This is a genomic window from Streptomyces sp. NPDC058664 (genome assembly GCF_042716635.1).
GTDB lineage: Bacteria > Actinomycetota > Actinomycetes > Streptomycetales > Streptomycetaceae > Streptomyces.
In genome coordinates this window covers 44,125-60,915 of the sequence record NZ_JBHXRW010000030.1, presented here as the reverse complement: position 1 = coordinate 60,915, position 16,791 = coordinate 44,125, and the positions used below count along the sequence as shown (strand labels likewise).

The following is a 16,791-nucleotide window of genomic DNA, read 5'->3' as shown; positions in this document are numbered from 1 at the left end:
CTCGGTCAGTGAACGGGATCGACGGCGGTCGGTGCGCGGGACGGACGGCCGTCGGAGGGCGGAAGAAGAGGCTCCGGCCATGCGCGGCAGAGCGCCCCGTACAGCGCGGCCGCGACCACGAAGGAGGCCGGCAGGCTGAGGTCCACGCCGTCCGTGAGACCGGTCAACGGCCCGGTGTACAGCGGGTTGTTGACCCACAGCACCCCGACGGCGGAGCCGGCCGCGAAGGCCGCGGCGGCCCGCGGGTTGACCCCGCCCGTGTACCAGTACCGCCCGCCGCCGCCCGTGGTGAAGGTACGCAGGGCCTCCGCGTCGTACCGGCCCCTGTGGAGCACGTACCCGACGGAGAGCACGGCCGCCCACGGGGCGACGACCGTCAGGAGCAGCGTCACGAACGCCGACATCGCGTCCATGGCGTCGTACACCACCGCCCCGAGGTACAGCACGGCTGCCGCGAGCAGCGCCACCACCGTGGTCACCGCGGCCCGCGACGAGCGCCAGAACACCGAGTTGGCGGAGAGCCCGGCCGCGTACAGGCACAGTCCCGCCTGCGGCAGGGTGCCCGCGAAGCCGAAGACCACGACCGCCACCGCGAACCAGCCGGGCACCGCGTCCGTCAGGCCCTGCAGCCACGGCTCGTCGGGGACGGGGAAGAGGGTCGTCACGTACGCGCCGGTGAGCAGCGCGGCGAGACTGCTGAGGAACATGGAGATCCCGCTGGCGCGCACCACCCGGCCGGTGGGCGTGGAGGCGGGCATGAAGCGGGTGTAGTCGCCCTGGAAGGTGGCGTACGACAGGGGAACGGTCGCGGACGCGGTCGCCGCGAGCAGCCAGGTGTGGAAGACGCTGTCGAGCGCGAGCGCCCCGCCGGCGTACCCCGCGTCGAAGTCCGGGGCGAGGACGAGGACGGTGCCGAGGAGGACCGCGCCACCGGTGACCGCGGTCACCTTGTAGGTGCGCACCAGTGTCTCGTGGCCGCGTACGGCGACCAGCGCGACCGCCGCCGCCGTCACGAACATGGCGGCGGTCAGCGCGCCGGGGCCCGTGGGGGTGGAGAGGAGGCGGTGCCCGGCGACCATGACGGCGGTGCCGCCCGTCCACACGGCGATCGCGAAGAAGCCGAGCGCGGTCACCACGGTGAGGGCGTTGCCGAGGACCCTGCCCCGTACGCCGAAGTGCGCCCCGCTCGCCACCGGGTCGTTGGTGCCGGTGCGCACGCCGAACCGGGCCAGCGGCGCGAGGAGCGCCGTGCCGACGGCGACGCCCGCGGCGATGGCGCTCGCCGAGGCCCACCAGCCCAGGCCGAAGACGACGGGCAGCGCGCCGAGGACGACCGTGCCGAAGGAGAACTGCGCGGAGGGCCAGATCCAGCCGAACGCGCCCGGCGCCGAGGTGCGTTCGGCCTCCGGGACCGGCGCGACGCCGTCGTGGCCGGCCCCCGCGCGGGGCGGCGTCACGACGGTCGCCGCCCCGGTCGGTGTGGTGGTCACGAGGCGCCCCCGGCCGGGCTCTGCCCGAACGGGGTCCCGCCCCCGACCGGACCCTGCCCTGGCGGCGTGTCGCCCCCGGCCGGGCCGCGCCCGCCGTGTTCACCGGGCAGGACGTCGACGACCCGCAGGGCCGCGCACGCCGCTCCCGACATGCGCTCCCCGCTGGTCAGGTCGAAGACCGTGTGGTGCAGGGGGCAGGTGATCCGCAGCCTGTCCCCGTCGACCCTGCCGTACTTGAGCCGGCCCCCGCGGTGCGGGCAGACGGCGGCCGCGAGGACCTTGCGGCCGGCGACCTCGACCAGGACCAGGTCCTCCGTCACCTGGCGGACGGTGGGCTCGTCGGAGCTCCGCCGTCCGGCGGGCACGGCGGTCACGCGACGGTCTCCCGCGCCCGTGCGACGGCCGCCTCCGTGGCCGTGCCGACGATGTCGGAGGCCAGCCGGACCCCCGCCCAGATCTTCGCCAGGTCCGGCTCCTCGAGGGCACGGATCGCCGTACGCATGTGGTTGCTGTGGTACGAGTCGATGTAGAGGTGCTCGGTGTAGTAGGCGTCGTGGCTGATGCCGAGCCGCCGTGCCGCCCGCGCGAAGCTCTGGAAGGCGTACAGCACACTGGTCTCGAAGTAGGCGTACGCGCCCAGGAAGTACTGCGGCGAGGGCGCCCGGCTCGCCAGCCAGTGGAACATGTTGACGTACGCGAAGCACTCCGGGGACGTCTCGTCGAGGTAGTCGTCGAGCCGGAGGCTCATGCCGAGCTCGGTGAGCAGGTCCCGGTAGAGCTGGGAGTGCGCCTTCTCCTCGTTGCCGCAGCCGAGTTCGTCGATGAGCACCCGGAAGACCGCCATCGCCGAGCGGTACGGCAGCCGGGGCACCACGGGCAGCAGCGACTCGGACTCGGTGAGACCGTCGAGGGCGAACTGCCCCACCACGACCTTGAACTGGTCGAGCGTCGCGTGCTCGGCGAGGAAGGTCGCGCTCTCCGGGATCGCGGCCTCCTCCTCGCCGAGAAAGCTTTTGAGCGCCTGGAGCAGCTCGCCGGCCGAGCCGAACCGGGGCGCGGAGGCCTCGTACGCCCGCGCCTTCGGCAGGATCCACCGTTCCTCGATCGCGGTCATCGACCCGTAGTCGCCGAGGTTGGGCACCCGCCGGTAGAGCTCGTGCAGTTCGCGCTGCGCGGTCGCGGCCGGGGCCGCGACCGAGTGCGCGGCCACCGGGACGGACACGTGGGACGAGGGAGTGCGGGAGGCGGGGGTGGTGCTCATGCCGCCTTCGCCTCCTCGTGCGTGGTGGGGGAACCGATCACACCGCGCCGGTGCAGTTCCTTCTTGACCCAGCGGTACCAGTCGTCGCGGAAGACTCCGTACCGCTCGCAGACGGCGTTGATCTCCGCCTGGCGGTCCGGGCTGGGGTCGACCAGCATCGCGTTGCACAGGCCGGGTTCGAGGTTGGCCAGCGGGCCGATGAAGCCCTGGATGCCGCGGGCGTCGACGAGGAGGTTCTCCCAGCCCTCGAAGACCGGGATGCCGGTGCCGGCCTCGGCCATCCGTCGGGTGAAGGCGGCGTCGCCGCTGGACTCCTTGATGCCGACGATCCCCGGGATCTCCTCGCAGATCCGGATCAGGGTGTCGAACTCGATGCGGTTGCCCGACAGCGCCTCCTCGTTGTAGAGGAAGATCGGTATGTCGAGGGCCGTGCGGATCGCCCGGTAGTGCGCGACGATCCCGTCCTGCGTCACGTCGGAGCCGAACGGCGTCGTGACGACGACCGCGTCGACGCCGAGTTCGGCGGCCGTGCGGGCCCGGTCGATCACCGAGGCGGTGTCGGGGAGCTGGATGCCGGCGAGCACGGGGAGGCCGTCGGCGTGCTTGACGGTGTGCGTGACGACGTCCTGCCACTGCCGGGCGTCGAGCTTCCAGCCCTCACCGGAGGTCAGGGCCGGCATGAGGCCCGTGACCTCGTCCCGGATGTGGTCCAGGAGGCGGGCGACGCTCTGCTCGTCGACGGTTCCGTCCTCGTCGAGAGGGGTGATCAGCGGGACGACGGTCCCGGAGTAGGTGTCAGGCATGAGTGGGGTGCCCTTCGGAGTTCTTCACAGGTCTTCGGAGGTCTTCAGAAGGCTTCGGAGGTCTTCGGAGGTTCTCGGAGGTCTTCAGAGGCTCTCGGAGACGACCGTCAGCACCAGCGACCGCTGGTAGAGGTCTTCCAGGTACGCGGGGAACGCCGTGTCCCGGATCGTGCCGGCTGAGCCGTCCGGCACGATCGGTACGACGGGCAGGCCGGTCGTCCCGGCCAGCCGGGGGCTCGCCGTGTGCAGGACGCCCCCGCGGCCGATGACCTGGGCGAGCAGCAGCCGCTCGTGGGTGGGCAGGCCGTCGAGCGCGGGCAGGGTGAGGGCCCGGCGGACGTCGTCCTCGTCGTAACCGATCCGCTCGATGGCGAGGTCGGTGTGGAGGACGTCCATGAAGGGGTAGTAGTCGTCCTGCACGCCCCGTTCGTACGCCCACACCAGGTCGTCGCAGCGGCCGACCTGCTCCCAGCTCATCAGGACCCGGCCGGCGTCCCCCGCGGCCAGGCGGCCCGCGAAGAAGGCCTTGGCGGCCAGGCGGACGGCGCCGTCCTTGCTGTGCATGCCCATGAAGAGGGTGGCGTCGACGAACACCACCGGGTCGGCGTCAGCCCGCATAGCGCTCGAGCACCTTCCGCATCCGCTCCATCGCGCCGGCGAACACCTCGGGCTCGCGGGCCAGGGCGAGCCGGATGAAGCGCTCGCCCTTCTCCTTGGTGTTCCAGTAGAAGAAGGTGCCGGGCAGGACGTACACCTCCTCGTCGAAGAGGACGGCCTGGAGGCGGGTGGCGGTCAGGTGCTCCGGCTTGATGCGGAACCAGGCGACGCTGGTGCCGACGACCGGCTCCTGGAACTCCAGGATGGTGCCGCTGAGCGCGTCGCGGGCGGCCTCGCCGTTGGTCCGGATGATGTCGCGCACGGAGGCGAAGCCGTCGGAGATGGAGTCCTCGACGTACTGGGTGACCATGTTGAGGACGAAGGGCGAGACGTTCAGGAGGACGCTGGTGTGGAGGTTGTAGACCTCCTCCTGGATGTCCCGGCTGGCCGTGATCATGGCGCACTTGGCGTCCTGGATCGGCCAGGTCTTGCCGGTGTCCTCCATGACCATGTACGTGACGCCCGACTCCTCCAGGAGCTGGTAGATGTCGACCCGGCCGATGCCCTCGTCGCAGAGCGCGAAGGAGGCGAAGCAGAAGTCCATCACCAGGACCTTGCCGTGGTCCACGCAGTAGCGGACGACCTCGCGGAAGCCCTCCAGCTTCTCGGCGAGCAGGGTGAACCCGGTGGGGTTGTTGGGGTCGACCAGGTAGATCGCGTCCGCGTCGACCTGCTCCACGAGCCGCTCGTAGATGGCGTCCCTGTCGTGCAGCGCCGACTCGGCGAGCGGGGAGATCGGCACCTGCATGTTGCGCAGCAGGTCGACCAGGTTGTCGAAGCAGGGCTCGACCAGCTGCACCGACATCCCGCGCTGCTTGAGGAGCATGCCGGCGACCATCGTCGACACGCTGGCGGAGTAGGAGAGGAGCGTGCGGTCCATCGCACGGGCGGTGGGCTGCTGGTGCAGCCGGAAGAAGGCGTCCAGGAACTGGCGCTCGAAGTGCGCCTGCTGCTTCGACTCGGACTCGTGCCAGAGTTCAGGGAGTCGCGAGACGATTCGCTCCTGGGACGCGGACTGACGCTGGTGGGTGTGCGCGTCGGCCAGGTTGAACCTGGTCTTCAGGGCTTCGATCTCGTGCTGGGTGAGGTCGACGAACGTGCTGACGTCTGCCTTGTCGGTCAACGACATGAAGAACTCCCGCTGTCGATACGAATCTCCGTCCGGAACTCCGGCGGCGTGAACGACTTTAGGAGCTTCGACCGGCCTTGCGAATAACGGCCGGGTCACGCAATTAATAATCACCGCGATGTTCTCCCGGCGAAAAAAAGGAACGACGGTCAGACATTCCTCGAACGGAATGTCTGACCGTCGTTCCGGTGTTGTCCGGCCGCTTTTGGCGGCTTGTTCAACTATTCAGTGGCGGCCTTCAGGAGGATGTCCTCGTACACCTTCGGGTCGTCCGACGCGATCACCGGCCAGCCGATGCCGTACGCGCCCTCCCAGCCCACGTCGATGCCCGGGTTGGCGTGGTCGGAGCCGTCGGGCAGGAACAGGTGCGGGCTGCAGTTGATCCGGTCGGTCCGGGACTGCGCGGCCTGGTCCGCGAGCGCCCGGCGCGCGCGCCCGTCGTCCAGCGCCTCGGTGAGGGCGGCCACGTCGACCGCGCCGGTGTCCGCGGCCACGTCCAGGATCACCTTGCGGTGGCTGATGCAGCGCGACTCGGCCCAGAAGGCCCGGCGCAGCCCGAGGTCGAGCTGCTCGGAGGCGTTCAGGCCCTGCTCCTTGGCGGCGAGCACCGCCTCGAGGGCGGGCAGGGTCGTCGAGGGGTACAGCCAGTCCTTGGCCTGCCAGAGCTGCCAGCCGGCGGCCGGCTCGAGGCTCGCCATCCTGGCCACCTCGCTGTCCGTGCCGGGGCGCGGGCTCGGGGCGTCGTTGAGCAGTTCGAGGGGGAAGGCGCGCAGGTCGAAGGAGACCTGCTCCTCCAGGCCGAGACGGGCCCGGGTGGTGTGCAGCCGGTGGACGGCGATGTGCGCGAAGGAACACCAGATGTCGGAGAAGACGGTGATGACTCCGCGCGGCGGGGTCAGGTCGGCGGTGGTCGGGTCGGGCATGGTTCTCCTCGGTTCGTACGCGGGCGGAGCGGGCTCAGCCCGCTGGGGACTCGATGGCGTCGAGCGCCGCCTCCAGGTCGAGGTCGGCGTCCGGCAGCCAGGCGGGCAGGGAGGGGATGCGGGCCATCGCCTCGAAGAGCCGCGGTACGGCGTCCTCCCGGACGGTCGGCCCGTGGGCGCTGAGCAGCCGCGCGGGGCGCAGGGCGGCCAGTTCGCGCACCGGCGGGAGGAACTTCGCCTCGTCGACCAGCGCGGTCCACGGGGCTATGGCCCGGTTCAGGACCTCGAAGCCGTGGAAGAATTCAGCCTCGGAGAGTTCGTTGAATTCCTGACTGATTTCCTCGACGACGGTACCGAAGCTGTCGGAGCTGTAGAGGGTTCCATCGGAATGGTCGAACACGGCAAGGGTTCCGGGTGAATCGAAAGTGGGCGGCCGGTGAAAACTCAGCTCGCGGTCGCCGATTTTCACGCGGCTTCCCGGGTTCGCGGTCGCCACCCGGTCCTGCGGAATGCTGAACTCTTCCGATATTCGCGTCACCGATATCGCGTTGGCGAGCACCTTCGCGTGCGGCGCGGCGGCCAGGACGGACGCGAGGGCGCCGGTGTGGTCGCGGTCGTCGTGGGTGACGACCACCCAGCGCAGATCCGCCGGGTCGATCAGCGACCAGAGGGCGTCCAGGAAGCCGTCCCGGTCCACGGGCATGCCGGTGTCCACGAGGAGCGGCTGTCCGGACCGCAGGAGGAAGGCGTTCACCGGCTGGTCGCCGAGGCCCGGTATGGGCAGCGCCGAGGGGAGGACGTGGATGTCCGGTCCGGCGGTGTAGGACGCTTTCATGACACACCTTTCATGACGCACCGAGTTCCACGACGCGGCGGGTCTCGCGACGCGGCGAGTTTCATGACGCACCGGGTGGGCCGTGGCTCCCGGGCGCGGTCCCGGAGAGGGGCGGCCCCGGGTCGGACGGGCTGGATGGTCAGACGAGCTGGATGGTCAGGGAGCCGGCGATCAGCAGGGCGAGGCCCAGGGCGCGCGGCTTGGTCAGGGAGCGCTGCGGGAGCTTGAACAGGCCCTTGTGGTCGATCAGCGCCGAGGTGAGCTGCTGCCCCGTCACGGTGAGCGCGATGGTCACCGCCGCCCCGATGGAGGGGATGAGCAGGAAGGTGCCGGTGACGTAGGCGGCGGCGCAGGCGCCACCGAGCCAGCCCCACCAGGGCATCTTCTTCAGGGGCGCGATCTTGGGCTTGGGGGTGCGCCGGGTCGCGTAGAGCACGAGCAGGACGACGGCGATGGTGAAGGTCGCCACGGCGAAGCTGATCACGGCGACGGTGATGGGCTCCTTGAGCTGGGCGCGCAACTGGGCGTTGACCGCGCCCTGCACGGGCAGCACGGCGCCGGCGACGACACCGAGGGCGAGCCAGCCGACGCGGCCGGCGCCCGACATCCTGGGGGCGCCGGGAGGGGCGGCGGCCTTCATGCCCCGGATGATCACGACGATGCCGGCGAGCACGGCGAGGGCGCCGACGACGATCCCGGCGCTGAGGTCCTTCTGCTCGAGGCCGAGCAGGCCGAAGAGGTCCAGCGCGAGCGAGGCGAACATCTGGCCGGTGACGAAGAGCCCGACGGCGGCGAGGGCTCCGAGCCGGGGGAAGAGCAGGATGCCGCTGGTGATGTAGAGCGGACTGGCGAGGCCGCCCAGGAGCTGCCAGGGCTCGACGTCGGGCAGTTTGCCGAGCGCGCCGAGTGCTCCGGCCACCACCGCGAGCACGGTCAGCAGACCGGTCGCGACGCCGAGCTGGATGGTCGAGGCGCCGTACGGGGTCCCGACGGCCGAGTTGAGCTGGAGGTTCACCGAGGCCTGGACGGCCAGGAGGCAGCCGACCAGCAGGGCCGCGGCGAGGAGCGCGGTGTGCATCTTGATCTCCCTGGGGCGGGGACGAGCGGGTAAGTGGACACTGAGTCCGGTTAGCATGCCACGGCTGCCATCAAACGGACAAGGTGTCCACTTAGCTCCGGGGGAAGTAAGGTCTGGTCCATGAGCGACGACGAGCAGCGCGGTCGTGGAGCCGCCTCCGTGCACCGGGTCGGCGGGCTCCTCGGTGATCTCCAGGCGGCCGACGAACAGCCGGTCGCCCCGCGCAGGCGCGCGGACGCGGAACGCAACCGCGCCCAGATCCTGGCCGCGGCCGAACGGCTCTTCGCCGAGCAGGACCCGCGGTCCGTCACCATGGACAGGATCGCCAAGGCCGCCGGGGTGGGCCGCGCCACGCTGTACCGGAGCTTCCCCGATCCCTCGTCGGTCGCCGTCGCGCTCCTCGACGAGCACGAGCGCCGGCTCCAGGGGCAGCTCATCTACGGCCCGCCGCCGCTGGGCCCCGGCGCTCCCGCCGGGGAACGGCTCGCCGCGTTCTACCTGGCCATGCTCGACCTGCTCGAACGGCACCTGCCGCTCGCGCTCGGGGCGGAGACCGGCCCGGCGCGCTTCCGGACGGGCGCGTACGGCTTCTGGCGCGTGCACGTCCGCACCCTGCTCGTCGACCACGGGGTCCGGGACCCGGACCCGCTGATCGACGTCGCGCTCGGCCCGCTGTCGCCGGAGCTCTTCCAGTTCCAGCGGCACGAACTCGGCCTGTCGACCGAGCGCATCGGCAGCGCCCTCGCGGACTTCGCCCGCCACCTGCTGCGGTCGGGGGAGTGAGGAGGGGCGCCGGAAGGCCTCGGCCGGCCGGGCCCGGGGGCGGGTGTCGCCCGGACGGACTTCCGGCGGACGCGTTTCGGGCGGGCCTCGACGGGCGTACTGGGCGCGGGCGTCGTACGGCTGGGCCCCGGCGTGCCGGGCGGACGCCCGGGGCGCGGTCGGCGTACGGAGCGGTGGCGGTGGGGGGCGGGGGTCCGGTACGGACCGGTGGCGGCAGGTCCGGCCGCTAGGCGCCGGGCTGGCCGGCGGCCGGGTGGACCAGGCCCGGCAGGATCAACTCCCAGATGCGCCCGAGTCGTTGCTCGGCCGAGCAGTGCAGGGCGCCGCTCTCGGCGGTCGTCGACTCCTCGGCGGACCAGAACTCCTCCGCGGGCCTGCTCGGGCAGCGCATCTCCAGCTCGACCCCGGTGATCACGTAGCCGATGAGCGCCGCGACGGCCGTCGCGTCCACGCCGGGGCGCAGGGCCTTCTCGGCCGCCGCGTAACGCGCCAGGCGGGCCACCTCGCGCCGCCAGGGACACTCGCGGGAGAGCCCGGGATCGGTCAACTGGAGCTCCCGTGCGAGACGTTCGCCCGCCCGCGCCATGGGATCGGTCTCGAAGAGCCGGATCAGCGCGTGCGTGGCGATGACTAACTTGTCGATCGCCGTGCCGCCCACCCCCTCGGCGGACAGGCAGGCCGACTCGACCGTGATCCGGGTGACCGCGCGGGCCCGCCCGCGGACCGCCGTCGCGAGGTCCGCCTTCGTCGCGAAGTGGAAGACCAGCGCCCCGGTCGTCACCCGGGCCTCGCCGGCGATTCTGGCCAGGGACGCCCGCTCGTACCCAAGCCCGTCGAACACCCGCGCGGCTGCCGACAGAATCTCCTGTCTTGTACGTTCCGCCCGCTGCTGTATCGCCATGAACTCCCCCGTCGGCTTGCCAGAAGGTGCCGGAGCGTTATGTTCCGGCCCACGCCTGTGACCGACTCGAAACTATCCGGCCGGGCGGCCGCGAAACGTATGTTCTCGCCCGGGGGGCCGAAACGGAGGCTTGACGGGCGTCTCCTCTCCAGGTCGCGAGCCGGTCGGTCCGTGCCGGCCGTCCGTGAAGTGACCGGAACCGGGGGTATGGCCTGTCAGGTGGATTCAGCCGTTCCGGCCGCGGCGGAAGCCCGTGACCGGGACCGGGAAACGGCCACACCGGCCAGGCACAGGGCGCCCCCGGCGAGCGTGAGCAGCCCCGGCAGCTCACCGAGGAGCAGCCAGGCGAGGAGGACGACGAGCGCGGGTACGGCGTACGTCGTCGCGCCCATCCGCCCCGCGGTCGTACGCGCCAGGGCGTAGGCCCAGGTCGTGAAGGCGAGCGCGGTCGGGAACACGCCCAGGTAGACCATGTTCAGGGTCGCCGACAGGGGGGCGCGGCCCGCCTCTTCGACCAGCTGCCCGGCGAACGGCAGACAGGCCACCGCACCCACCAGGCACCCGAAGGTCGTCACCTGGAGCGCGCTGCCGTGCGCGAGCGCCGGCTTCTGGGCCACGACCCCGCCCGCGTACGCCATCGCGGCCAGGACGCAGAGCAGCACCCCGAGCACCGAGGCGTGCCCGCCGGAGGACGCGCGGGACATCGAGAGGCCCACCGCCACCGCGCCCGCGAAGGACACCGCCATGCCCGCGAGCAGCCGCGGCGGCAGCGACTCGCCGAGGAACCGGGCGCCGAGCAGCGCGATCAGGATCGGCCCGATGTTCACCACCATCGCCGCCGTGCCCGCGTCGACCTCCTGCTCGCCCCAGTTGAGCGCCACCATGTACACCCCGAACCAGAGCAGGCCCGAGACCACGATCCCCGGCCAGGCCGCCCGGGGCGGCAGCCCCTCCCGCCGGACCAGGAGGACGGCCCCGAGGACCAGGGCCCCCGCGAGCAGCCGCCCGAGCGCGAGGGCGCCGGGGGAGTAGGCCGCCCCGGCGCTGCGGATGGAGACGAAGGCGGAGGCCCACAGGACGACGGTGACACCGGCGGCGGCGAGGGCGAGCCGCGAGGATTGCTTCTGCATGCCCCGACCGTAGGACCCGGACGCTTCGGCGCTCACCGAACTGTCCCCCCACGCCCCACCCACCCGCCGCGCCACGGCCGTTCGGCAAGTCGCCCGCCGCGCCACGGCCCGCTCCCGCCCGTCGCGCTGTCGCCCCACGCTCCGTGGCCCGGCCCGCTCCCGGGGGCGTGTCGCCCGGCCCCCCGGCTCACCGCAGCTCCGCCGCCGCGATGCCCAGGGTCGCGTACAGCGCGCTCTCGCCCTCCTCGGTCACCTTCACGGCCCGCTCCGACCCGATCCGTACGCACCACCCCGCGTCCAGCGCGTGCCGGCACAGCGCGGCGCCCGCGATCCCCGCGAGGTGCGGTCTCCGCTCGGTCCAGTCGAGGCAGCCGCGCGCGACGGGCCGCCGACCCCGGCGCACGAGGGGGACGCCAAGGTCCTCGAACCAGGCCAGGCCCCGGTCCGTGAGCGCGAATCCGGTGTCCTGGCGCAGCAGTCCGCGGGCGGTCATCGCCTCGGTGACGGCGATGCCGAGCCGGCCGGCGAGGTGGTCGTAGCAGGTCCGCCCCCGGGCCATCGCCCGCCCGGCGTTCGCGGCGCGCAGCGAGCGGGGCGGCGCGGACGCCGCCGGCTCGGAGCGGGCGGCCAGGTCCTCGACGAGGTGCGCGACCCCGGGGTCGGCGAGGCGTACGTACCGGTGGCGCCCCTGCCGTTCCTCCGTGAGCATCCCGCCGGAGACGAGTCTGCCGAGGTGCTCGCTGGCGGTGGACGGCGCCACGCCCGCGTGCCGGGCGAGTTCCCCGGCGGTCCAGGCCCGTCCGTCGAGCAGGGCGAGCAGGAACGCGGCGCGGGTCTCGTCCGCGAGGAGCGCCGCGAGCGCGGCGAGGTCACTGGCTGCCATGCGACCAGCTTCCCGCACTCACACTTCGGCGGCGGCCGAAGTGTCGTGGGGGGTTCCGGGCCGGCGGGCGAGTGCCTCGTACTGGAGCCGCAGTCCGTCCAGGAGGGCCCGCAGGCCCGTCTCGAAGGCGCCCTCGTCGACCTTCTGGCGGTGCTCCGCGAGGAGGTGGGCCTGGCCGAGGTGGGGGTAGTCGGCCGGGTCGTAGGCCGACTCGTCGTCGACGAAGCCGCGGGCGAAGGAACCCAGGGCGGAGCCGGTGATGAAGTACCGCATCAGCGCGCCGATGGAGGTGGCCTGGGCGGGCGGCCAGCCCGCGCGGACCATCGCGCCGAAGACGGCATCCGCGACGCGCAGGCCCGCCGGGCGGCGGCCGGGGCCCTGGGCGAGGACCGGGACGATGTGCGGGTGGTCGGTGAGGGCGGCGCGGTAGGAGACGGCCCAGTCGTGCAGCGCCGTGAGCCAGTCGCGGCCGTCGGCCTCCGTGAACATCGACAGGTCGATCTTCGCGCTCACCGCGTCGGCGACGGCGTCGAGGATCTCGTCCTTGGTGCGGAAGTGGTTGTAGAGCGAGGGTCCGCTCACCCCGAGTTCGGCCGCGAGCCGCCGGGTCGAGAGCGCGCCGAGCCCCTCCGCGTCGACGAGCGCGCCCGCCGTCTCGACGATGCGGTCTCGGCTGAGCAGGGGCTTGCGCGGTCGGGCCATGGCGCACATAGTAGGCCTGCGCCACAAAACTAGCAGTGGTAATTAACGAGCGGCCGGACGGCGGCCCGGGTGAGGGGTGACACGGTGGATCTGGCACTGAGCGAGGAGCAGGAAGCCGTACGGCGGCTCGCCGAGGACTTCGTCGCGCGCGAGGTCACCCCGCACGCCGCGGCGTGGGACCGCGCGGAGGAGGTGGACCGGGGGCTCGTGAAGAAGCTCGGCGCCGTCGGCTTCCTCGGGCTCACGGTCCCGGAGGAGTACGGCGGCTCCGGCGGCGACCACCTCGCCTACTGCCTCGTGACCGAGGAGCTCGGACGCGGCGACTCCTCCGTGCGCGGCATCGTCTCCGTCTCCCTCGGCCTGGTCGCCAAGACGATCGCCTCCTGGGGCGACGAGGAGCAGAAGCGCGCCTGGCTGCCCCGGCTCGCCTCCGGCGAGGCGCTCGGCTGCTTCGGCCTCACCGAACCCGGCACCGGCTCCGACGCGGGGAACCTCGCCACCCGGGCCGTACGGGACGGCGGCGCCGGTGACTACGTGCTCAACGGAACCAAGATGTTCATCACCAACGGCACCTGGGCCGACGTCGTCCTGCTCTTCGCCCGCACCGACGACACCCCAGGACACAAGGGCGTCTCCGCCTTCCTCGTCCCCACCGACACCCCCGGCCTCACCCGCCGCCCCGTCCACGGCAAGCTCGGCCTGCGCGGCCAGGCCACCGCCGAACTGGTCCTGGAGGACGTCCGCGTCCCGGCCGGCGCGATGCTCGGCCCCGAGGGCAAGGGCTTCACCGTCGCCATGTCCGCCCTCGCCAAGGGCCGCATGTCGGTCGCCGCCGGCTGCGTCGGCATCGCCCAGGCCGCCCTCGACGCCGCCGTGCGGTACGCGGGGGAGCGCGAGCAGTTCGGCAAGCCCATCGCCTCGTACCAGCTCGTCCAGGAACTGATCAGCGACATCGCCGTCGACGTGGACGCCGCCCGGCTGCTCACCTGGCGGGTCGCCGACCTGATCGACCGGGGCCAGGAGTTCGCCACCGCCGCCTCCAAGGCGAAGCTGTACGCCTCCGAGGCCGCCGTCCGGGCCGCGAACAACGCCCTCCAGGTCTTCGGCGGCTACGGCTACATCGACGAGTACCCGGTCGGCAAGCTCGTCCGCGACGCGCGCGTGATGACCCTGTACGAGGGCACCAGCCAGATCCAGAAGCTCATCATCGGACGGGCGCTGACGGGGATCTCGGCCTTCTGACCACCGGCCTCCTGATCACCAACCTCCTGGTCGCCGGCCCCGGCTCCCGGCCTCCGGTCCCCGGTTTCTGAGTACGTCGCTGAGTACGCGGACGGATGTGGCACGGGCCACATCCGGCGGATGCTGTCCGGCATGAGCGACACACCGGTCAAGCAGCAGAACACCGCCGCCTACTACATGCAGGCCGTCCTCTCCTTCGGGATCGCCCTCGCGGCCGTGGCCATCGGGATCTTCCAGCTGGAGGCCAGCGCCTGGGTGCGGGCCTTCCTCGCCGTCGCGGTCCTCTACCTCACGACCTCGGCGTTCACGCTGGCCAAGGTCGTCCGCGACCGCCAGGAGGCCGGCCAGATCGTCAGCCGCGTCGACCAGGCCCGGCTCGAGAAGCTCCTCGCCGAGCACGACCCCTTCCAGAAGCTCTGACAGAAGCTCTGGCGTGCGAAGCTCCGGCAGGAGCGCCGACCGCCAAGATCTAAGCGCTTGCTCACCCTCGTTGTATGGTGTTCGTCCTGACGGGGTCGAGAAGGAGTGTGCGATGAGCGCGGCGGAGGAGACGCCCGGGGCCGAGGACGTGCCCTGGGGCGAGGTCACGCCCGAGGCCGCCCGGCGGCTGCTGGTGGCCGCCGTCGAGGCGTTCGCCGAGCGGGGCTACCACGCCACGACCACCCGGGACATCGCGGGCCGCGCCGGGATGAGCCCGGCCGCGCTCTACATCCACTACAAGACCAAGGAAGAGCTGCTCCACCGGATCAGCCGGATCGGTCACGACAGGGCCCTGGAGATCCTCCGGGCCTCGGCCGAGGGGCCCGGCACCGCCGCCGAGCGCCTCGCCGACGCCGTGCGTTCCTTCGTCCGCTGGCACGCCGAGCGCCACACCACGGCCCGGGTCGTCCAGTACGAGCTCGACGCCCTCGGTCCCGAGCACCGCGCCGAGATCGTGGAGCTGCGCCGCGAGTCCGACGGGGTGGTGCGCCGCATCATCAACGAGGGTGTGGCGGCGGGGGAGTTCGACGTGCCGGACGTGTCCGGCACGACGGTGGCCGTGCTCTCCCTCTGCATCGACGTCTCGCGCTGGTTCAACACCCAGGGCCGCAGGACGCCCGACGAGGTCGGCGCGCTCTACGCCGACCTCGTCCTGCGGATGGTCGGCGCTCAGAAGTAGTAGCGGGAGACCGACTCGGCGACGCAGACCGGCTTCTCGCCGCCCTCGCGCTCCACGGTCACCGCGGCCGTCACCTGCACACCGCCGCCCGCCTCCTCGACCTTCGTCAGGACGGCGGTCGCGCGCAGCCGCGAGCCGACCGGCACGGGGGCGGGGAAACGCACCTTCTCCGTGCCGTAGTTGATGCCCATCTTCATGCCCTCGACCCGCAGCACCTGCGGGACGAACAGCGGCAGCAGCGACAGGGTCAGATAGCCGTGCGCGATCGTCGTGCCGAAGGGTCCGGAGGCGGCGCGCTCCGGGTCCACGTGGATCCACTGGTGGTCCCCGGTCGCCTCCGCGAAGAGGTCGATCCGCTTCTGGTCGACCTCCAGCCAGTCGCTGTGTCCCAGCTGCTCGCCGACCCCCGCGCGGAGCTCGTCGGCGGAGGTGAAGATCCTCGGCTCGGCCATGTTCCTGTCCCTTCTGGTACGGCATACCTGATGGTCGGTATCTAAGCGCTTGCTCAGCATGTGGGGGTGAGGGGTGCGCTGTCAACGGACCGGAGGCGCGGTCGAAGGACCAGTAGGGTCGCGGGGTGCCGCAGATTCCAGAGAAGATCCACGAGCTCACCGTCGGCCAGCTCTCCGCCCGTAGCGGGGCAGCCGTCTCCGCCCTCCACTTCTACGAGGCGAAGGGGCTCATCAGCAGCCGCCGCACCACCGGCAACCAGCGCCGCTACGGCCGCGACACCCTGCGCCGGGTCGCCTTCGTCCGCGCCGCCCAGCGGGTGGGCATCCCGCTGGCCACGATCCGCGAGGCCCTCGCCCAGCTCCCCGAGGGGCGCACGCCCACCAACGAGGACTGGGCCAGGCTCTCGGCGGCCTGGCGCACCGAGCTCGACGAGCGCATCAAGCAACTCGGCAGGCTCCGCGACCACCTGACGGACTGCATCGGCTGCGGCTGCCTGTCGCTGGACACCTGCGTCCTGTCCAACCCCGACGACGTCATCGGCGAACAGATGACGGGCTCCCGCCTGCTGCCGGTACGCCGGACCGCCCCGAAGGGCAGGTCCTAGGGCCCCTCGGGCGGGCCGGAACCGGATCGGACCGGGGTCAGGGGCGCCGGAGGCGCGGAGGACGTCTCCGGCTCCCGGTGCTCACGCCGCCGGCGCCAGCGACCGGTTCCGGTCCCCCCGGGCGCGGGCCAGCGCCCCGGAGGTGAGCACCGCGCGGGGCACGCCCACTCCGCAGTCCCCGCAGACCGGGCCGAGCCACGGCTCGTACGCGTCCCCCGGCCCCGCCCACTCGATCCGCGGCCCCGCGCACACCGGGCACCCTTCGCCCGGTCCGCGCTCCAGGGCCGTGATCAGCCGCCGCAGCACCTCGGGCAGCGGGTCCGACGGGTGCACCGCCGGATCGCCGCACCGGACCACGCCGTTGCCGCCCCAGACCCGCCGGTGCCAGTCGTCGAGCGCCCCGAGCCCGCGCAGGCCCTCCTGCTTCTCGCGCCGTCGCCGGGCGGCGAACTCCTCCTCGTACGCGAGCCACACGGCCCGCGCCTCCTCCAGCTCGTCGAGCGCGGCGATCAGCCGCCCGGGGTCGAGCTCCCGGTCCTCGGGTCCGAAGCTGTGCCTGCGGCACAGGTGGTCCCACGTCGCCCGGTGCCCGTACGGCGCGAACCGCTCCAGGCACTTGCGCAGCGAGTACCTGCGCAGTGCCGTGTCGCACCTCGGATCGCGCACCTGTCTCGCGAGACTCCGGAAACCGGCCATCTCCCGCACCTCCGTCGCTGGTCCTTCCGCGGTATCAGAGGGACGAACGAGCGCGCCGCCGT

20 protein-coding genes are annotated in these 16,791 nt (G+C 72.3%); 5 read left to right on the top strand and 15 right to left on the bottom strand.

All coding sequences use genetic code 11. The annotated features are described in order from the left end of the window. Window positions 1–5: 5 nt before the first annotated feature. The 9 genes from ACFWUY_RS24035 to ACFWUY_RS23995 form a co-directional block, all read right to left on the bottom strand. A complete protein-coding gene (locus tag ACFWUY_RS24035; protein ID WP_384112472.1) occupies window positions 6–1,490 on the bottom strand; it encodes a purine-cytosine permease family protein in 1,485 nt (494 codons plus the stop codon). After that, window positions 1,487–1,864: a Rieske (2Fe-2S) protein gene (locus ACFWUY_RS24030; protein ID WP_384112466.1), complete on the bottom strand. Its 378-nt coding sequence runs from the start codon at window positions 1,862–1,864 to the stop codon at window positions 1,487–1,489. Before ACFWUY_RS24030 ends, ACFWUY_RS24035 begins: the two co-directional genes overlap by 4 nt. Beyond that, on the bottom strand, window positions 1,861–2,751 hold the full coding sequence (locus tag ACFWUY_RS24025; RefSeq protein ID WP_384112460.1) for an iron-containing redox enzyme family protein: 891 nt from the start codon (window positions 2,749–2,751) through the stop codon (window positions 1,861–1,863). Before ACFWUY_RS24025 ends, ACFWUY_RS24030 begins: the two co-directional genes overlap by 4 nt. Then, entirely contained in the window at window positions 2,748–3,554 is an 807-nt protein-coding gene (locus ACFWUY_RS24020) for a dihydrodipicolinate synthase family protein (RefSeq protein ID WP_384112457.1), read from the bottom strand. The genes ACFWUY_RS24025 and ACFWUY_RS24020 overlap by 4 nt, the downstream gene beginning before the upstream one ends. 84 nt (window positions 3,555–3,638) lie before the next feature. Beyond that, complete coding sequence (locus tag ACFWUY_RS24015) at window positions 3,639–4,172, bottom strand: DUF6190 family protein (RefSeq protein WP_384112454.1); 534 nt, start codon at window positions 4,170–4,172, stop codon at window positions 3,639–3,641. After that, a complete protein-coding gene (locus tag ACFWUY_RS24010) occupies window positions 4,162–5,340 on the bottom strand; it encodes an aminotransferase class I/II-fold pyridoxal phosphate-dependent enzyme (RefSeq protein WP_384112451.1) in 1,179 nt (392 codons plus the stop codon). The genes ACFWUY_RS24015 and ACFWUY_RS24010 overlap by 11 nt, the downstream gene beginning before the upstream one ends. A 221-nt stretch (window positions 5,341–5,561) precedes the next feature. Then, complete coding sequence (locus ACFWUY_RS24005; protein ID WP_384112449.1) at window positions 5,562–6,263, bottom strand: DsbA family protein; 702 nt, start codon at window positions 6,261–6,263, stop codon at window positions 5,562–5,564. Between the two features lie 34 nt (window positions 6,264–6,297). Next, window positions 6,298–7,098, bottom strand: coding sequence for an MBL fold metallo-hydrolase (locus ACFWUY_RS24000; protein ID WP_384112447.1), 801 nt, complete (start codon window positions 7,096–7,098; stop codon window positions 6,298–6,300). Window positions 7,099–7,237: 139 nt separating this feature from the next. Then, window positions 7,238–8,176 (bottom strand): DMT family transporter, encoded by a 939-nt coding sequence (locus ACFWUY_RS23995; RefSeq protein WP_384112443.1) that lies wholly within the window; start codon window positions 8,174–8,176, stop codon window positions 7,238–7,240. Between the two features lie 120 nt (window positions 8,177–8,296). Between ACFWUY_RS23995 and ACFWUY_RS23990 the strand changes: the two genes are divergently transcribed. After that, entirely contained in the window at window positions 8,297–8,959 is a 663-nt protein-coding gene (locus ACFWUY_RS23990) for a TetR/AcrR family transcriptional regulator (RefSeq protein ID WP_384112440.1), read from the top strand. Between the two features lie 226 nt (window positions 8,960–9,185). Here ACFWUY_RS23990 and ACFWUY_RS23985 read toward each other — a convergent pair whose 3' ends face one another. The 4 genes from ACFWUY_RS23985 to ACFWUY_RS23970 all read right to left on the bottom strand — a co-directional run bounded on the left by ACFWUY_RS23985 (window position 9,186) and on the right by ACFWUY_RS23970 (window position 12,575). Further along, window positions 9,186–9,860, bottom strand: a complete 675-nt coding sequence (locus tag ACFWUY_RS23985; RefSeq protein ID WP_384112437.1) for a TetR family transcriptional regulator — start codon at window positions 9,858–9,860, stop codon at window positions 9,186–9,188. A 215-nt stretch (window positions 9,861–10,075) separates the two neighbouring features. Then, window positions 10,076–10,990 carry a DMT family transporter gene (locus tag ACFWUY_RS23980; RefSeq protein ID WP_384112434.1) on the bottom strand — a complete coding sequence of 305 codons (915 nt, stop codon included), beginning with the start codon at window positions 10,988–10,990 and terminating at the stop codon, window positions 10,076–10,078. 187 nt (window positions 10,991–11,177) lie between these two features. Continuing rightward, the gene (locus ACFWUY_RS23975) at window positions 11,178–11,873 is read right to left on the bottom strand and encodes an ArsR/SmtB family transcription factor (protein ID WP_384112431.1); all 696 of its coding nucleotides are present in this window, start codon (window positions 11,871–11,873) and stop codon (window positions 11,178–11,180) included. 18 nt (window positions 11,874–11,891) lie between these two features. Then, a complete protein-coding gene (locus tag ACFWUY_RS23970) occupies window positions 11,892–12,575 on the bottom strand; it encodes a TetR/AcrR family transcriptional regulator (RefSeq protein WP_384112429.1) in 684 nt (227 codons plus the stop codon). 84 nt (window positions 12,576–12,659) lie between these two features. On the opposite strand from ACFWUY_RS23970, the gene ACFWUY_RS23965 reads away from it, so the two are divergent. The 3 genes from ACFWUY_RS23965 to ACFWUY_RS23955 all read left to right on the top strand — a co-directional run bounded on the left by ACFWUY_RS23965 (window position 12,660) and on the right by ACFWUY_RS23955 (window position 14,976). After that, complete coding sequence (locus ACFWUY_RS23965; RefSeq protein WP_384112426.1) at window positions 12,660–13,817, top strand: acyl-CoA dehydrogenase family protein; 1,158 nt, start codon at window positions 12,660–12,662, stop codon at window positions 13,815–13,817. Between the two features lie 132 nt (window positions 13,818–13,949). Further along, the gene (locus ACFWUY_RS23960) at window positions 13,950–14,237 is read left to right on the top strand and encodes a YiaA/YiaB family inner membrane protein (protein WP_024758619.1); all 288 of its coding nucleotides are present in this window, start codon (window positions 13,950–13,952) and stop codon (window positions 14,235–14,237) included. Between the two features lie 112 nt (window positions 14,238–14,349). After that, on the top strand, window positions 14,350–14,976 hold the full coding sequence (locus ACFWUY_RS23955; RefSeq protein WP_384112422.1) for a TetR/AcrR family transcriptional regulator: 627 nt from the start codon (window positions 14,350–14,352) through the stop codon (window positions 14,974–14,976). On the opposite strand, the gene ACFWUY_RS23950 is transcribed toward ACFWUY_RS23955, so the two are convergent. Then, on the bottom strand, window positions 14,967–15,428 hold the full coding sequence (locus tag ACFWUY_RS23950; RefSeq protein WP_384112419.1) for a MaoC family dehydratase: 462 nt from the start codon (window positions 15,426–15,428) through the stop codon (window positions 14,967–14,969). The genes ACFWUY_RS23955 and ACFWUY_RS23950 overlap by 10 nt on opposite strands. A 125-nt stretch (window positions 15,429–15,553) precedes the next feature. Between ACFWUY_RS23950 and soxR the strand changes: the two genes are divergently transcribed. Further along, complete coding sequence (gene soxR, locus ACFWUY_RS23945; protein WP_384112415.1) at window positions 15,554–16,033, top strand: redox-sensitive transcriptional activator SoxR; 480 nt, start codon at window positions 15,554–15,556, stop codon at window positions 16,031–16,033. 81 nt (window positions 16,034–16,114) lie between these two features. Here the strand turns inward: soxR and ACFWUY_RS23940 are convergent, their stop codons facing one another. Then, window positions 16,115–16,729 (bottom strand): hypothetical protein, encoded by a 615-nt coding sequence (locus ACFWUY_RS23940; protein WP_384112409.1) that lies wholly within the window; start codon window positions 16,727–16,729, stop codon window positions 16,115–16,117. Between the last annotated feature and the right edge of the window lie 62 nt (window positions 16,730–16,791).

Bases quoted from the DNA above. Each gene is read 5' to 3' on its own strand.
- ACFWUY_RS23995 (WP_384112443.1), bottom strand. From the start codon at position 8,176: ATGCACACCGCGCTCCTCGCCGCGGCCCTGCTGGTCGGCTGCCTCCTG.
- ACFWUY_RS24020 (WP_384112457.1), bottom strand. From the start codon at position 3,554: ATGCCTGACACCTACTCCGGGACCGTCGTCCCGCTGATCACCCCTCTC.
- ACFWUY_RS23980 (WP_384112434.1), bottom strand. From the start codon at position 10,990: ATGCAGAAGCAATCCTCGCGGCTCGCCCTCGCCGCCGCCGGTGTCACC.
- ACFWUY_RS24000 (WP_384112447.1), bottom strand. From the start codon at position 7,098: ATGAAAGCGTCCTACACCGCCGGACCGGACATCCACGTCCTCCCCTCG.
- ACFWUY_RS23975 (WP_384112431.1), bottom strand. From the start codon at position 11,873: ATGGCAGCCAGTGACCTCGCCGCGCTCGCGGCGCTCCTCGCGGACGAG.
- ACFWUY_RS23990 (WP_384112440.1), top strand. From the start codon at position 8,297: ATGAGCGACGACGAGCAGCGCGGTCGTGGAGCCGCCTCCGTGCACCGG.
- ACFWUY_RS23960 (WP_024758619.1), top strand. From the start codon at position 13,950: ATGAGCGACACACCGGTCAAGCAGCAGAACACCGCCGCCTACTACATG.
- ACFWUY_RS23970 (WP_384112429.1), bottom strand. From the start codon at position 12,575: ATGGCCCGACCGCGCAAGCCCCTGCTCAGCCGAGACCGCATCGTCGAG.
- ACFWUY_RS24005 (WP_384112449.1), bottom strand. From the start codon at position 6,263: ATGCCCGACCCGACCACCGCCGACCTGACCCCGCCGCGCGGAGTCATC.
- ACFWUY_RS24025 (WP_384112460.1), bottom strand. From the start codon at position 2,751: ATGAGCACCACCCCCGCCTCCCGCACTCCCTCGTCCCACGTGTCCGTC.
- ACFWUY_RS24015 (WP_384112454.1), bottom strand. From the start codon at position 4,172: ATGCGGGCTGACGCCGACCCGGTGGTGTTCGTCGACGCCACCCTCTTC.
- ACFWUY_RS23950 (WP_384112419.1), bottom strand. From the start codon at position 15,428: ATGGCCGAGCCGAGGATCTTCACCTCCGCCGACGAGCTCCGCGCGGGG.
- ACFWUY_RS23940 (WP_384112409.1), bottom strand. From the start codon at position 16,729: ATGGCCGGTTTCCGGAGTCTCGCGAGACAGGTGCGCGATCCGAGGTGC.
- ACFWUY_RS24010 (WP_384112451.1), bottom strand. From the start codon at position 5,340: ATGTCGTTGACCGACAAGGCAGACGTCAGCACGTTCGTCGACCTCACC.
- ACFWUY_RS23985 (WP_384112437.1), bottom strand. From the start codon at position 9,860: ATGGCGATACAGCAGCGGGCGGAACGTACAAGACAGGAGATTCTGTCG.
- ACFWUY_RS23955 (WP_384112422.1), top strand. From the start codon at position 14,350: ATGAGCGCGGCGGAGGAGACGCCCGGGGCCGAGGACGTGCCCTGGGGC.